Source organism: Planctomycetota bacterium (genome assembly GCA_035384565.1).
Lineage (GTDB): Bacteria > Planctomycetota > PUPC01 > DSUN01 > DSUN01 > DAOOIT01.
On record DAOOIT010000002.1, the window covers coordinates 108631 to 122798 of the forward strand.

Annotated in this window: 13 protein-coding genes; 9 read left to right on the forward strand and 4 right to left on the reverse strand. The window is 67.1% G+C overall.

The features are described 5' to 3' along the window. The first annotated feature begins 252 nt into the window (after nt 1-252). Entirely contained in the window at nt 253-687 is a 435-nt protein-coding gene (locus PLE19_01165) for a cytochrome c3 family protein (GenBank protein HPD13527.1), read from the forward strand. Nucleotides 688-723: 36 nt separating this feature from the next. On the opposite strand, the gene PLE19_01170 is transcribed toward PLE19_01165, so the two are convergent. Together PLE19_01170 and PLE19_01175 are read right to left on the reverse strand one after the other, a co-directional pair. Beyond that, entirely contained in the window at nt 724-2241 is a 1518-nt protein-coding gene (locus tag PLE19_01170; protein ID HPD13528.1) for a hypothetical protein, read from the reverse strand. Between the two features lie 17 nt (nt 2242-2258). After that, nucleotides 2259-2879 carry a hypothetical protein gene (locus PLE19_01175; GenBank protein HPD13529.1) on the reverse strand — a complete coding sequence of 207 codons (621 nt, stop codon included), beginning with the start codon at nt 2877-2879 and terminating at the stop codon, nt 2259-2261. 173 nt (nt 2880-3052) lie between these two features. Between PLE19_01175 and PLE19_01180 the strand changes: the two genes are divergently transcribed. The 6 genes from PLE19_01180 (at nt 3053) to PLE19_01205 (ending at nt 10689) form a co-directional block, all read left to right on the forward strand. After that, complete coding sequence (locus tag PLE19_01180; GenBank protein ID HPD13530.1) at nt 3053-4546, forward strand: hypothetical protein; 1494 nt, start codon at nt 3053-3055, stop codon at nt 4544-4546. A 33-nt stretch (nt 4547-4579) separates the two neighbouring features. Then, nucleotides 4580-6430, forward strand: coding sequence for an N-6 DNA methylase (locus PLE19_01185; GenBank protein ID HPD13531.1), 1851 nt, complete (start codon nt 4580-4582; stop codon nt 6428-6430). Nucleotides 6431-6528: 98 nt separating this feature from the next. Further along, nucleotides 6529-7143, forward strand: a complete 615-nt coding sequence (locus tag PLE19_01190; protein HPD13532.1) for a four helix bundle suffix domain-containing protein — start codon at nt 6529-6531, stop codon at nt 7141-7143. Beyond that, the gene (locus tag PLE19_01195; protein ID HPD13533.1) at nt 7140-8438 is read left to right on the forward strand and encodes a helicase; all 1299 of its coding nucleotides are present in this window, start codon (nt 7140-7142) and stop codon (nt 8436-8438) included. Before PLE19_01190 ends, PLE19_01195 begins: the two co-directional genes overlap by 4 nt. A 16-nt stretch (nt 8439-8454) precedes the next feature. Continuing rightward, complete coding sequence (locus tag PLE19_01200; protein HPD13534.1) at nt 8455-10059, forward strand: hypothetical protein; 1605 nt, start codon at nt 8455-8457, stop codon at nt 10057-10059. A gap of 72 nt (nt 10060-10131) precedes the next feature. Then, a complete protein-coding gene (locus PLE19_01205; GenBank protein HPD13535.1) occupies nt 10132-10689 on the forward strand; it encodes a hypothetical protein in 558 nt (185 codons plus the stop codon). A gap of 28 nt (nt 10690-10717) precedes the next feature. Here the strand turns inward: PLE19_01205 and PLE19_01210 are convergent, their stop codons facing one another. Next, on the reverse strand, nt 10718-11176 hold the full coding sequence (locus PLE19_01210; protein HPD13536.1) for a hypothetical protein: 459 nt from the start codon (nt 11174-11176) through the stop codon (nt 10718-10720). Continuing rightward, on the reverse strand, nt 11166-11447 hold the full coding sequence (locus PLE19_01215; GenBank protein ID HPD13537.1) for a nucleotidyltransferase domain-containing protein: 282 nt from the start codon (nt 11445-11447) through the stop codon (nt 11166-11168). Before PLE19_01215 ends, PLE19_01210 begins: the two co-directional genes overlap by 11 nt. Before the next feature lie 164 nt (nt 11448-11611). On the opposite strand from PLE19_01215, the gene PLE19_01220 reads away from it, so the two are divergent. Together PLE19_01220 and PLE19_01225 are read left to right on the forward strand one after the other, a co-directional pair. Then, the gene (locus PLE19_01220; protein HPD13538.1) at nt 11612-12874 is read left to right on the forward strand and encodes a DUF1189 family protein; all 1263 of its coding nucleotides are present in this window, start codon (nt 11612-11614) and stop codon (nt 12872-12874) included. Between the two features lie 230 nt (nt 12875-13104). After that, on the forward strand, nt 13105-14085 hold the full coding sequence (locus PLE19_01225; GenBank protein ID HPD13539.1) for a TIM barrel protein: 981 nt from the start codon (nt 13105-13107) through the stop codon (nt 14083-14085). Nucleotides 14086-14168 lie beyond the last annotated feature (83 nt).

Genomic DNA, 14168 nt, shown 5'->3' on the forward strand with positions numbered 1-14168 from the left:
CTGGGGGCCTTGGGTGAACGGGCGCGTGCCAGATGCTCACGCCCCCAGCGGGGCAGGAAGGCATGCCCCATGCCCAGTCGAGCGACTCTCTGCCTGGCATTGCTGATCGGCTTGCCGGCCGGCGTTGGTGTGCATGGCGGGGTCTCGGGTACCGCACACGATTTCGCGGCCAACGGCCGCGCGGGGGGAGGCGGCTGCGCGGTCTGCCACGTTTCGCACAGCGCGGGCGAGCACGCAGGAGCGCCCGCCTGGATGAGCCGTCGCGGCAACATGATCTATACGCTCTACACCAGCCCTACGATGAACGCGGTGCCGACGCAGCCGACGCACTATGGCTCGAAGCTCTGCCTGAGCTGCCACGATGGGGTCACCGCGCTCGACACCTTTGGGGGACAGGCCGGCTCCCCGTTCGTCAGCGGCAGGGCCCGCCTCGGCATTGATCTGCGCGCGACTCACCCCATCGGGATCGTCTATGACGCCGCTCTGGCGCGCGCCGACGGCGGCCTTTTCGACCCTGATTCGCGGCGCCTCGCCACGGGCGAGACGATCACGCGAGGGATGCTCTTCGGCACCGGGAACCTCGAGTGCGCCTCGTGCCACGACGTGCACAACCGCTACGGGAACCCGAAGCTCCTGAGGATACGCAACGACGGCAGCGCCCTGTGCCGCACGTGCCACAACCTGTAGGCGCTGCCCTCGGCGGGCCGTCGCCCAGCCCTCGCGCTACGGCCACATTCCCTTGAGCGCCTCGACCGTGCGCTCGACGAGGAGGCGGCCGCCCTCGGGGCCGACGATGTTGCTCATGATCTCGGCGCTGTAGTGGCCCCCCGCTACGCCGCGCTCGGTGGGCAGATAGCCCACGCTGTCGCAGGCCGTCTGCACGACGAACGTCTGCTCGGCCGGGCTGCGGGCCTTCATGCGCAAGCCGTAGTCAATGTAGAGCTCGAACGGGTTCGTGGCGAACGCGATGTCGCCGAGGCGCATCGTGTGGATTTCGGTCTGATAGACGTTCTGCTCCTCCTGGATCTCGAATCGGGCAATGATGTTCTTCCGGATCCGCCACCAGATGTAGTCGGGGCCGTCGAGCCTGGCGCCGCCCTTGGCCTCCAACTCCTCGTAGCCCTTCTTCGCCGCCTCGTATTCCTGCTGCGTGACCTTGCGGACGGGGAGCGGGATCATCTGCATCTTGTGGGTGAAGGGCAGCTCGGTGCGGATGTCGGTCTTGGCCAGCTCCAACCCGTCGGCAACGGCCGCTGCGATGCGCCGGCCGATCTCCTGGCGTGGGGTGAGGTTCCCCCTTCGTTTCCGCATCGTGGCCTCGGCCTGCTTGCGGAAGAGGAGATGGGGCGACTGGTCGCCCGCGGCGCTGCTCTGGGGCAGGATGAACAGCCCCTCGCCATGCTTCTTGCGCAGTTCGACCCGCGCGTCGTGCCAGAAGTCGGCCGACACATAGTCGGCGTTCTCCACTTCCTGCGACGTGCAGGCCAGGTTCACCACCACGCCCGTGAGCTTCCCCTCGGCGTTCCACGTGAAGAGCAGCTCCACGCCCGGGTCGAACGTGCTCTCGAAGGTGTCGAAGTCGGGCCTGTCGGTCGGCCCGTACATGAGCGAGCGGCCGGTGGAGTAGTGGGCGCGGCGGTTGTGGCCCACGACGGCGTAGGCGAGCGACCAGCTCACGCCCCCGGGCTGGCGGGCCTGCCAGGCCGCGGCCACGGCGTCGGCCACGCGCGCGGCGAACAGCTCGCTGTAGTCGCGCGGCTGCATCACGCCCTTCTCGGGCACGCGGTAGACGAAGGTGGCCATCAAGTCGTGCGGATGCGTGTTCTCCTCCCGCGCGTCCGCCAGCACGGGGGCCGTGTGGGTGTGCGTGGTGTTGAGGAGGATCTTGTTCGGGTCCAGATCGGGCACACGCGGCTTCACCAGGGCGCGCACCCGCTCGAGGTCCAGGCGGCGGATGCACACGACGTCGGCCGAGACGAGCACGGCCTGGTCGAGCACGCCGGCGTCGTCGCGCGCCTCGAGGGCGAGCGCGGTGGCCGAGAGCGGGTCGTTCACCCGCTTCGAGATGCGGGTGTTGAACTGCCCGCAGAGCGCCACGGGCTCGGGCGGCGTGATGTCGGCGCTGGCCCAGCCGAGCGCGAGTTTGCCCGCCCGAGGCCGCGCGGCAGGTTCGGCGGCTGCGGCCACACAGGCGAGCATCCCCAGACACCACAGCAGGGCGGCTCCGTCGGTCGGGGTCATGCGGGTCTCCTTTCCCGTTACGGCTCTCCGATGGCCTGTTTGACCGCTTGCGCGAGGGTCTCCAGCTCCGCCGTGCCGACGCCGTCGCGCGCCTTGGCCAGGGCCTCGGTCGCGCGGATGAGGGCGTCGCGCCGCGCCCGCACGCCGCTGCCGCGGGGGAACACGTCCATCCGCCACACGCCTTCGAGCCGCAGCATCAGCGGCTCGGCGTCGGGCGAGAGCTGCACGCGGGCCTCGTTGCCCTGGACGGTGATCTGCGCCGTGGCGGCGACCTCGTCGTCCCGCGGCCACACGAAGGCCGCGAACTGCGCGGGGGCCGCCTGGAGGCTCACAAACGTGTCCCAGGCGTTCTTCCCGTAGTGCTTGCGGAGCGCGTCGCGGAGGGCCTGGGCGGCCTGGACATAGCCGAACAGCGCCTCGCCGGCCGCCCTGGAGTCGCTGCTGTGAACCGCGAGACACTCGAGGAACCTGGCCTTGTCGCCTTCGGCCAGCGCGCGTTGGGCCTTCTGGAGCAGCGCCTGCGGCGTGCCTTGGCCCGCGGGCGGCACCCCGCCGCCCCCGCGCAGCACCCGCAGCACCACGAACACGCCCAGCACCATCAACGCCACGATGACGAGCCACGAGTACCTTCGCGCCACGGCCGGCTCCTCCTGAGTTGCGTGCCGCTGCGGATGGTACACCACGGGCCGCGCGCCGTCAAGCCGGGGGCGCGCATTGCATTCGCGGCCTGTCCCTGTATACTCACGGCATGGCCCTGACGCTCTCTGCCTTGTTCTCCCTCGCCGCAGCCGCCGGCACGGGGAAGCCGCCCATGCTCGACCTCCCGGAGGCGGGTCTTGCGCGCGCCTGTGAGCGGGCCGCCCACCAGAACGTCCTGGCGGCGGTCAATCCCGACGTCTTCCCCGGCTACTGGTCGGTGTGCGCCGACGGGCAGGGCTTCGGCTATGGCAACACGTATCCGTCGCTCGACGGCCACCAGATGACCGATGCGCTCTTGTGGCTCGGTCAGGCCGACACCGTGAAGGCCAACTGCGCCTACGTGCGCTCGTTCCAGCGGCCCAACGGCCAATTACCCCTGGCCATTCTGCCGGGCCTCGCGGGCAAGTGCATCGGCAACAACACGCCCGTGGACCCCAACGGCGGCCTGTATCGGCACTGGGTGCCCGGCGACCCGCTGCGCGCGCTGGCCGGGCCGACTTACATCCAAAACGCCGATGTGATCTTCCGCTTCACCCAGGACCGCGAGTGGCTGGCCGCACAACTCCCCTCGGTGAATCTGGCTGCGGACTACCTCGCCACGCTCGTGACCGCCGAGGGCGCGGTCGGCGGAGCAGGCTACTACGTCGAGCGCCCGACCCGGGTCGAGTATGACGGCGTGGCGCAGTGCCACGCTGCCGACGCTTTCCGGCGCGTGGCCGAACTGAACCGCCTGGTTGGCAAGCCCGAGGCGGCGAAGCGCTATGATGAGCTGGCTCAGCGCATCGCGGAGCACTTCCGCACCCGCTTCTGGGTCAAGGACCGCTTCGCCGAATACATCCACCCCGCCCGCGGCCTCATTACCAGCCACGGGCTGACCGACACCGACTGGGCCGCCATCGCCCTCGGCCTCGCCAGCCCGGAGCAGACCGCCATCCTCTGGCCGCAACTGAAGGACGAGAAGGGGTTCGACTACGGCGGCATGCCCGCGGGCATCGCCACCCGGCCCGAAGCCTATGAGCCGTGGGAGTTCACCCACCCCGACCGCCAGGACCTCGCGGCGATGGGGCGCGTCTGGTATCTCGAGTGCCAGGCCCGTGCGCGGATGGGCGACGCCGATGGCCTCCTCGCCAGCCTCCGCAAGGTCTGCACCGAGGGCGAGAAGCACGGCTACTTCTGGCGCGAGCGTTACAACGCCCAGGGCGGCTTCGGCGCCGAGAAGTACTGCGAATACCCTGCCAACCTCATCCGCATCGTCCAGCGCTACCTCCTTGGCGTCGAGCACCGCCTCGACGGCGCCCTCGTCGTCGCGCCCACCGTGCCCGAGGCATTCTGGGCGGCCGGCTTCGGCCAGACCCTGACATTTCGTGGCCGCATCCTCTCTTACCGCATGCAGTGCGACGGCATCACAGGCGAGTACCGCGGCGACGGCCCGCAGCGCGTGTCAGTGCGGTTTCGCGCGAAAGCGTCACAATCCCCTCCCCACGCCGAGATTGACGGCCGTCCCGCGCCTGTCGCACGACAAGGCGAGTTCGCCGCCATCACCCTGCCGCCCGCCCCCGCGGGCCAGCCGTGCCGCTTCGCAATCGGTGCCCCTGCGACACCTTGACTCCCGGGCGGCTAGCGGCTATGCTGCGTGGCAATGACCAGAGCAGCCATCTTCAAACAGTATGTGGAGGCCCTCGGCGCCGTCGCCGCGACAGGCGACGCCCGCGAGGAGAGCTTCTACCCCGCACTGCGTGACATGCTGAAGAACGTGGCCAACGCCACCGGCCGCTCTCACGTCCACGTCACCGTTCAGCCCCGGCCCACCAACGCGGGGAACCCAGACTTCCGCGTGTGGAACGGCGCCGACGCCATCACGGGCTACGTCGAGGCCAAGGCGCCCACCCAGACCAATCTCTATGACATCGAGAACTCTGAGCAACTCCGCCGCTACCGCGACACCTTTCCCAACCTCCTACTGACCAACTTCACCGAGTTCCGCCTTTACCGCAACGGCCAGCACATCCAAACCGTCCATGCCGCCAGCCCGAACATCCTCAACGACCTGCACGCCGCGCCTCCCATCGAGCGGCCCGACGAGCTCTGGGCGCTGCTTGACCAATTCCTTGACTTCACCCTCCCCAAAGCAACCACCGCCGACGAGCTCGCCACCCAGCTCGCCAGGCGCACCCGCTTCCTGCGTCAGGTCCTCGCGCAGCAGCTCGCCCAGAAGGATGAGCCAGCCGACGGCGGGCTTGCAGGCTTCTATGAGGCTTTCAAGAAGTTCCTCATCGCCGACCTCACCCACGACCAGTTCGCCGACCTCTACGCCCAGACGATCACCTATGGCCTCTTCGCCGCCCGCACCCGCACCACCGCTGCCTTCTCCCGCCGCAGCGCCTACGACCACATCCCACACACCATTGGCGTCCTGCGCGACGTCTTCCGCTTCATCTCCCTTGAGGAGCTTCCGCCACACATAGAGTGGATTGTTGACGACATCGCCGAGGTCCTGGCCCGCGCCGATGCCTCCGGCGTCCTGAACCGCTACTACCGCGAGCACCAGGGCGCCGACCCGATCGTCTACTTCTACGAGCCCTTCCTCGCCCAGTACAACCCCGAGGAGCGCGAGCGCCGCGGCGTCTACTACACCCCGCCAGAGGTCGTCTCCTACATCGTCCGCTCCGTCAACCAGCTTCTCAAGGACGAGTTCCGCCTGCCCGACGGCCTGGCCGACCCGCGTGTCACTCTCCTTGACCCCGCCGCCGGCACCATGAGCTTCGTCGCCAAGGCCGCGGAGGTCGCCGTCAACGAGTTCGTCGCGAAATACGGCACGGGAAAACGCGAGGACTTCATCCGCGACCACATCCTCCGGAGCTTCTACGCCTTCGAGCTGATGATGGCGCCCTACGCCATCGGGCACCTCAAGATGGGCTTCTTCCTTGAAGAGCTCGGCCACCGCCTCGCCGACGACGAGCGCGTGAAGTTCTACCTTACCAACACCCTGGACATGGAAGAGCTCGCCCAGACCGAGATGCCCTTCTACCGCGCCCTCTCCCACGAATCCCGCGAGGCCGCCAAGGTCAAGAAACAGCAACCCATCCTGGTGATCCTGGGCAATCCCCCCTACTCCGGCCACTCCTGCAACCAGGGCGACTGGATTCGCCGCCTCATTGAAGACTACAAGCAGGTGGACGGAAAGCCACTCGGCGAGAAGAACCCAAAATGGCTCCAGGACGACTACGTGAAGTTCCTGCGCTTCGCCCAGTGGAAGATCGAGCAGGCCGGCCGCGGCATCGTGGCCATGATCACCAACCACTCCTGGCTCGACAACCCCACCTTCCGCGGCATGCGCCAGAGCCTCATGCGCACCTTCGACGACATCTACGTCCTGGACCTCCACGGCAACACGCTCAAGCGCGAAGCCTGCCCCGATGGCTCCAGGGACGAAAATGTCTTTGACATCCGCCAAGGCGTGGCCATATCCTTCATGATCAAGAAGGGCTGAGCAATGGACACAATGGACAAGATGGACGGCATCGCCCCGCCCGCGTCCATATTGTCCATTCTGTCCATCTTGTCCATCCCTCTTCGGAGGCCCCTCCAATGAGGCCGCCCCCCTCGCCCGACCTCATCCTCCCTCCCCACGGCGGCTACCGCCGCCTCAAGAGCTTCCAGGTGGCTCGGCTCATCTACGACATCACCGTTCGATTCTGCCAGCGCTACATCCCCGTGGGCAGCCGCACCGACGACCAGATGGTCCAGGCCGCACGCTCAGGCGCCCAGAACATCGCCGAAGGCAGCATGGCCTCCGCCACATCGTCCAAAATGGAGATGAAGCTCACCAACGTCGCACGTGCCAGCCTTGAAGAGCTCCGCCGCGACTACGAAGACTACCTCCGCCAGCACAGCCTCCCGCTCTGGAACCCACGCGACCCGCGGCTCACCCAGCTCATCGCCCTCCGCCCCACCACCGCCGACCACGTGGCCCAGTGGGCCAAGTCCATCAAACACGGCCACCAGTCCATTCCGTCCATTATGTCCATCTCTTACCCCGAAATCGCCGCCAATGGCGCCCTCGCCCTCATCACCGTCGCCTCAAGCCTCTTGCGGCGCCAGCTCGCCGCTCAGGCCCGAGCATTCCTTCGTACCGGCGGCTTCACCGAGCGCCTCCACCGCACCCGCCTTGCAGCCCGAAGAAGCAAGGAGCCGCGCTCGTGAGTGCCAAGCACTCCACAATCCACCACGCCCACTTCTGGGGCACCCGAGAGGCCAAGGCCGCCTGGCTCAACGCACACGACATCCGCACCACCGAATGGCGCAAACTCCGCCCAAGCCCAAGCCTCTATCTCTTCGTCCCACGCGACGAGCGCCTCGCCCACATCTACGAAGCGTTCCCCTCGCTGCCCAAGCTCTTCCCCACGAACAGCGTCGGCATCGTCACCGCTCGCGACCACCTCACCATCCACTGGACCCCCGAGGATGCCTGGCGCACCGTCCTCGCCTTCTCACGCATGGACCCCGAGCTCGCCCGCACTGGCTACAAGCTGGGCAAGGATGTGCGCGACTGGAAGGTCGCCTGGGCGCAGAAAGACCTCCTTGATTCCGGGCCATCCCGCGACAACATCGTCCCAATCCTCTACCGCCCCTTTGACATCCGCTACACCTACTACACCGGCAAGTCCAGCGGCTTCCATTGCAGACCCCGCCCCGAAGTCATGCGCCACATGCTCCAGAACAACCTGGCATTGCTCGCTCCAAGGCGGGTGGAACATATCGGGGAATGGCAACACACATTCGTCTGCACAGCTTTGTCAGATCATGTGGCAGTCTCGCTCAAGACCATTGATTACCATTTCCCGCTCTACGCATGGCCTGGTGCGCTGGACCGTGACATGTTCGCTCACCCTGATCCCTCGCATCGCCAGGCGAATCTTCACAAGGGCCTTCTGCCGGCGCTGGCCGGGGCGTTTGGGCGCGAGGCGGAGCCGGAGGAGGTGTTCAACTACATCTACGGCGTGCTGTACGCGCCCACGTACCGCGAGCGGTATGCGGAGTTCCTGCGGGTTGACTTCCCCCGGGTGCCGTTCACGCGCGACGCGGAGCTTCTCGGCAAAGTGGCAGCCCTCGGCGGCCGCCTCGTGGAGCTTCACCTCTTGCGCTCGCCCGAACTTCACCCGCCCTCCGCCCGCTTTGAGGGCAAGGGCGACAGCAAGGTGGCCAAGGGCGCAAAGGCCGGCGTCCGCTATGACCCCCAAGCCCAGCGGGTCTACATCAACGCCACGCAACACTTCGCCCCCGTGCCCCAGGAGGTGTGGGACTACCGCGTTGGGGGCTACCAGGTGTGCGAGAAGTGGCTCAAGGACCGCCGCGAGCGCACGCTGAGCGTGGAGGAAATCAGGACCTACTGCCGCATCGTGACAGCGCTGGGGAAGACCATTGGGATTCAGCAGGCCCTGGACGAGCTGTATCCCGCCATCGAGGAGAGCCTGCTGTCCCTCGACCTCGGCTCCTGATCCAGGAGGACTTGCCATGCGAAGCGGGCTCGCGATCATCGTGCGCGCGGCTGCGGTGCTGATTTCATTAGGGGGAACAGGTGTGGACGCGGGCGAGACGCTTTACAACGGGATTATGTTGCCAAGCCCCTGGCCGCCGAGGGTGGAGAAGCTGACGAATGAGCCGATGAAGCCGCCTTACCTCACCTCGCCACCTGCGGTCATCCCAATTGACGTCGGGCGGCAGCTCTTCGTGGACGACTTCCTGATTGAGAAGACGGACCTTAAGCGCACGTTCCACCTGGCCGAGCTGCACCCCGCCAATCCTGTGCTCAAGCCCGACACAGAGTGGGAGACCTCGACGAAGCGCGACCCGACGGCGATGGTCTTCAGCGACGGCGTCTGGTTCGATCCCGCCGACAAGTTGTTCAAGATGTGGTACATGGGCGGCTACGTGAAGGGCACCTGCTACGCGACCTCGAAGGACGGCATCCAGTGGGAGAAGCCGGCCCTCGACGTGAAACCCGGCACCAACGTCGTGCAGGAAGGCTGGCGCGACTCCTCGACCACCTGGCTCGACCTCGAGGAGAAAGACCCCGCGAAACGCTGGAAGATATTCGTCGTCCAGTCCCACGAGAAGAAGTGGAAGCTCTCGGTGCACTTCTCGCCCGACGGCATCCACTGGGGCGAGCGGGTGGCTTGGAGCACGCCCGTGGGCGACCGCACGACGGTGTTCTACAACCCGTTCAGAAGGGTGTGGGTCTACGGCATCCGCAGCGGCATGCTCACCCGCTCGCGCTTCTACCGCGAACACCCCGACGCGCTAGCGGGCGCCACGTGGACGCCCGAGGAGGCCGTGCCCTGGGTGGGCGCCGACACGGACGACCCGCCCCGCGACGACCTGAAGATTCAGCCGCAACTCTACAACCTCGATGCCGTGGCCTACGAGAGCCTGATGCTCGGCCTCTTCACCATCTGGCCCGGTCAGCCGAAGGACCGCGCGAAGCCGAACTACGTGTGCCTCGGCTTCAGCCGCGACGGCTTCCACTGGAGCCGGCCCGACCACCGCCCCTTCATCGGCGTTTCCGAGAAGTACGGCGACTGGAACTGGGGGAACGTGCAGTCGGCGGGCGGCGGCTGCCTGGTCGTGGGCGACAGGCTCTACTTCTACTTCAGCGCCCGCGCGGGCATCCAGGGCTCCACCGCCTCGGGGGTGTGCACCACGGGCCTGGCCACGCTGCGGCGCGACGGCTTCGCCTCGATGGACGGCACGGGCACTCTTACCACCCGCCTCGTGCGCTTCAAGGGCAAGCACCTCTTCGTCAACTCCGCCGGCGAGCTGCAAGCCGAGGTGCTGGGCGAGGACGGCCAACCCATCGCCCCCTTCACTCGCGATGCCTGCACTGTGGGCGGGGCGTCTGTGCCCCGCGACTCCACCTGCCAACCCATCCGCTGGAAGGGTGCAGACGACTTGGCCGCGGTCGCAGGCAAGCCTGTCCGCTTCCGATTCCATCTGAAGGACGCGCGGCTCTACGCTTTCTGGGTCAGCCCCGACGCCTCAGGGGCCAGCCACGGCTACGTGGCCGCGGGCGGCCCGGGCTTCACCGGCCCCACCGATACCGTCGGCCTGGGCGCGCGCTAACAATCCTACGCCGTCGCGCACCATGTAGATCGTGAGGGGCGGTACGTCAAGCAGTTCGAAAGGAGCAACGCGATGGGAAGGCAGATGTTCGTTGCCGTCCTGGTTCTCGGGGCGGCTCTGGTCAGCAACGTGTGGGCAGGCGGCAAGCGCGAGAAGGTGCCGGCGAAGGAGGCTAACGGCATCCTCGTGTCGGCCACGCTCGACGGCGCGACCATCAAGTGGAAGCTCGCCCTCGACAACGAGGGCGAGAAGGTGCTCGACATGGCCTCGCCCGTCGCCGTCCAGTACATCGAGAAGAACGGCCAGATGCTCGCCCGCAGGGTCGGCCCGCCTCCCAAGCCCGGGCGCGAGGGCAAGGGCAAGCTCCTCACGGCCCAGGGCGCGTTCGTGAAGGGCGAGGTTCAGGGCAAGAGGTTTGCCATCACCCTCAAGATCGGCGAGGGCGAGAAGGCGACCGAGCAGACCTTCCTGCTGCCCTCCGAGGTCACGGTCAGCTACCAGGAGGGCCCCCCTCTCACGGCGCTCGCCATCGAGGCGACCCGCAAGGCCGACAAGGCGGAGAAGCCGGCGAAGCCCGGCGGCAACAAGGCAGGCAAGGAGGCCGGCGTCAAGCCGCCTGAGAATCTGTGAGGCGCCGCCTCCTGAGCCCGGCCGGCCGCTACGGGCCAATAGCCTTGAGGAATGCGCCCAGTTCGTCTTCGACCCGCCGCAGCGTGACTTGCATACCGAGAGCCAGCGGCGCCATCTTGCGCCAACGCAACTCGAAGGTGTAGGCGTGCCGGAAGACGTGGCGGAAGTCCATGTATTCTTGGAGCGTCTCGTTGAGGGCCTCCGAGAGGACTGCGGGGCGTTTCGAGCTGGCCTTGGTCATGCTCTCCAGTAACTCCGTGTGCCAGAACTCGCCATGGGGCGCGCCGCCATCCATCTCCACGGCTACCCGTTTGAGCAGGCGCTCGATGCCGGAGTAGAACGAGTGCAGGATCGCTGCGAGTGCCGGGACCTCGTCCACACCTGGTTCCCGGCGCTGCGCGTTCGACAATAGCTCATGATGGGCAGCAAGAAGGCACCGGAGTTGCTCGAGGTCCGTGGCCACCTGCTTCCTGAGGCTATCCCACACGCTGTAGCTCCCCTTCGTCCCTGAGGTAGCGGGTGAACGGGTTCTCCTCGTCGAGATCCACGAGGTCGAGGGGGCGGCGAAGGATGCGGCGCGCGGCCCCCATCGCCTTGAAAAACACCTCGGGCGGCAGACCGCTCACTGCGAGGTCAACATCCGAGCCCTCGCCCGCGGTGGCCTTGAGAATCGAGCCGAACAGATACACTTCACGCGCCCCGGCAGCTTTGAGTGCCTGCGCGGCCTCCCGGATTCGCGCGTCCATCTCACTGGCCATATCCGCACTCCTGGTTGAGGGCTGTCGCGGCGGCCGCTCCCCCCACGCTATAGGATAGGCCAGCGGCGGCCCGCTGTCAACGATTTGCAATGGAAGCGCCATTCTGGTACTGTAACGCCTCGCAGACTGCTCGAAATCGCCCTCACCGCCCCCGAGGAGCAGGAATGCCTGAGCCGTTCCCGAATCACCTCATCAGCATCCCCAACAGCGTGGTGAGCTTCAAGCACTACTTCCTGGTGCACGATCAGCGCTTCGGCCGCACGGCCATCTACCTGGGCATCCTGGCCGTACTCGTGACGGCGCTGAGCCTGGGCCTGGGCATCCTGGGCTACGCCCGCGAGGCGCCCAAGATCGAGGCCCGCCAGGCCAAGGGCATCGAGGAGAAGCTGGCGGCCGTGACGTTCCAAGGCGGCAGGGCCGCCTCGCAGGCCGCCCAGCCGATGGTTCTGTACGAAGACTATGAGACTCTCGGCGGCCGGGCCGAGCGCACCGAGGAGGGCAAGGCACCCGAGACCCGCAAGGCGCGCACCTTGCTCGTCGTGCTCGACACCACGGGCAAGATCACCACGCCCGAAGCCCTGGCGGCCTTTGCCGGCTGCCCCGAGCCGAAGCGGATCATCCTCCTCGGCCCGAAGTCGATCCTCTCCGCCGAGCCCCAGACCCCGCAGCAGGAGCAGGCGCCCAAGCCAGAGCCCTATACCAAGGAGAAGCTCGAGGAGCTGCGCAAGCTCCTCGAGGAAAAGGGCGCCAAGCTGCCCGAGATCACCCTCGATGAGGTCGGCACCGCGAAGTTCACCCTCGAGGCCGGCAAGGTCCACCTCATCGTGTACACGCCCGACCTGATGGTGCTGGTCGACACGACGGACAAGGGCCTCTCGCCCCTCCAGGCCCGCTGGGTGCTGGCCCAGGAGCGGCCCGAGACGCAGACGCCGGAGTTCCTCGCCCTCATCACTGCCACGGAGGCCGTGCTCAAGGCGCACTATGAGAAGGCCCCCAGGATGCTCGACTTCCAGGCCCTTGGCGACCTGACGGCAGTCTCGGTGAGCCGCTGGATCGCCGCCTCCGCGCGTCGGGCACGCCATGACCTCATCCTTCAGGTGCTGCCGTCCAACGCCGTCAAGATGCTCTTCTACCTGGCCTTCGAGGTGCTGGTGGTGGCTCTCATCTGCTCGGCCGCGGGCCTTCTCGTGAGCGGCGTGCTGCGCGCCGGCATCCCCTACAGCCAGATCCTCACCATGGCCGTCTACGCCATGACCCCGGCGCGGCTTCTCCTGCCGATCTTCGTGGCGCTGGCGGGCCTCCAGGACGATTGGGTGGCGGCCCTGCCCTTCGTTGTCGGCGCCGGCTACACGGCCATGGCCGTGTACCGCACTGCCCGCGAACTGGGCGGCACGGGCCCCTTCGTTGCCCCTGCCCCGAAGCTGTAACAGGCGGCGCGCGGCCCGTCCTATCTGTCCCATCGGTGCTATTGGCGGTTGACAAACCACCCCGGCTGCGCCATGCTCTACCCGTCCAAAGCGGTGTCAGGTGTCAGGTGTTGGGGGTGAGGAGCCAAACGACCACGGTCCTGGGCTTCTCCCTCGTACCCCAACACCTGTCACCCAACACTTGACATCGCCTCTCTCCGCCCGGAACCCTCTAGCTGAGAGGAACTGCTATGGGTATCGCTGTGAGCCGCCGCGAGTTCCTTGCCGCCTCCGCCGCGGGTGTGGGGCTGGCTGCCGCAGCCGGCCGGGCCGCCGAGGCGCCGGCCTTCAAGACGAAGCTCCACAAGGCCGTGATCCACGGCTATCCCACCGAGGCGTCGCTCAAGCCCATCAAGGATGCCGGCTTCGAGGGCATCGAGTGCGGCGACTGGAACAAGTCGCCCGACGAGGCGGCGAAGGCCCGCGAGGCGGCCGAGAAGGTCGGCCTGCGCATCCACTCCGTGATGCGCGCGTGGGTGAACTTCAACAACCCCGCGAGCGTAGAGGGCGACATCAAGAGCGTGGAGACGGCGCTCAGGGCCGCTCAAGGCTACGGCGCCGACGCCATCCTGCTCGTGCCCTGCCGCATCGGGGGCGCCGCCCCGCAGGCCTGGGAGTTCGACATCCGGTTCGACGAGAAGACCGGCCACATCACCCAGGTGGTCGCGGGCGACAACGAAAAGTACAAGGCCTATATCGAGGCGCACAACAAGGCGTCCGACGACTCGATTGCGGCGCTCAAGAAGCTCATCCCCGTGGCCGAGCAGACCAAGGTCGTCATTGCCCTCGAGAACGTGTGGAACAACCTGTGGGTCAAGCCGGCCATCTTCAAGTGGTTCGTGGCCTCGTTCCAGAGCCCGTGGATCGGCGCCTACTTCGACATCGGGAACCACGTGAAGTACGCCCCGCCCGAGGAGTGGCTGCGCGCGCTGGGGCCGCTCACGGTGAAGCTGCACGCCAAGGACTTCAAGCTGAACCCCGACGGCAAGGGCGGCAACTGGGCCAACATCGGCGAAGGCAGCGTCAACTGGCCGGCCGTCCGCGCCGAGGTCGAGAAGATCGGCAAGGACCTCTGGCTCACCAACGAGAGCGGCGGCTTCTCGCTCGCCGAATTCAGCCGCCGGTTCGACCTGATCAACCAGGGCAAGGACCCCGGTGAGAGGGACAAGTGAAGAGCGGTGTTCGGTGTCAGGTGTTCGGTGTTGGGGGTCAAGACAGGTAGGGCGTGCATACCTGCACGCGGAACCTGGAAGGG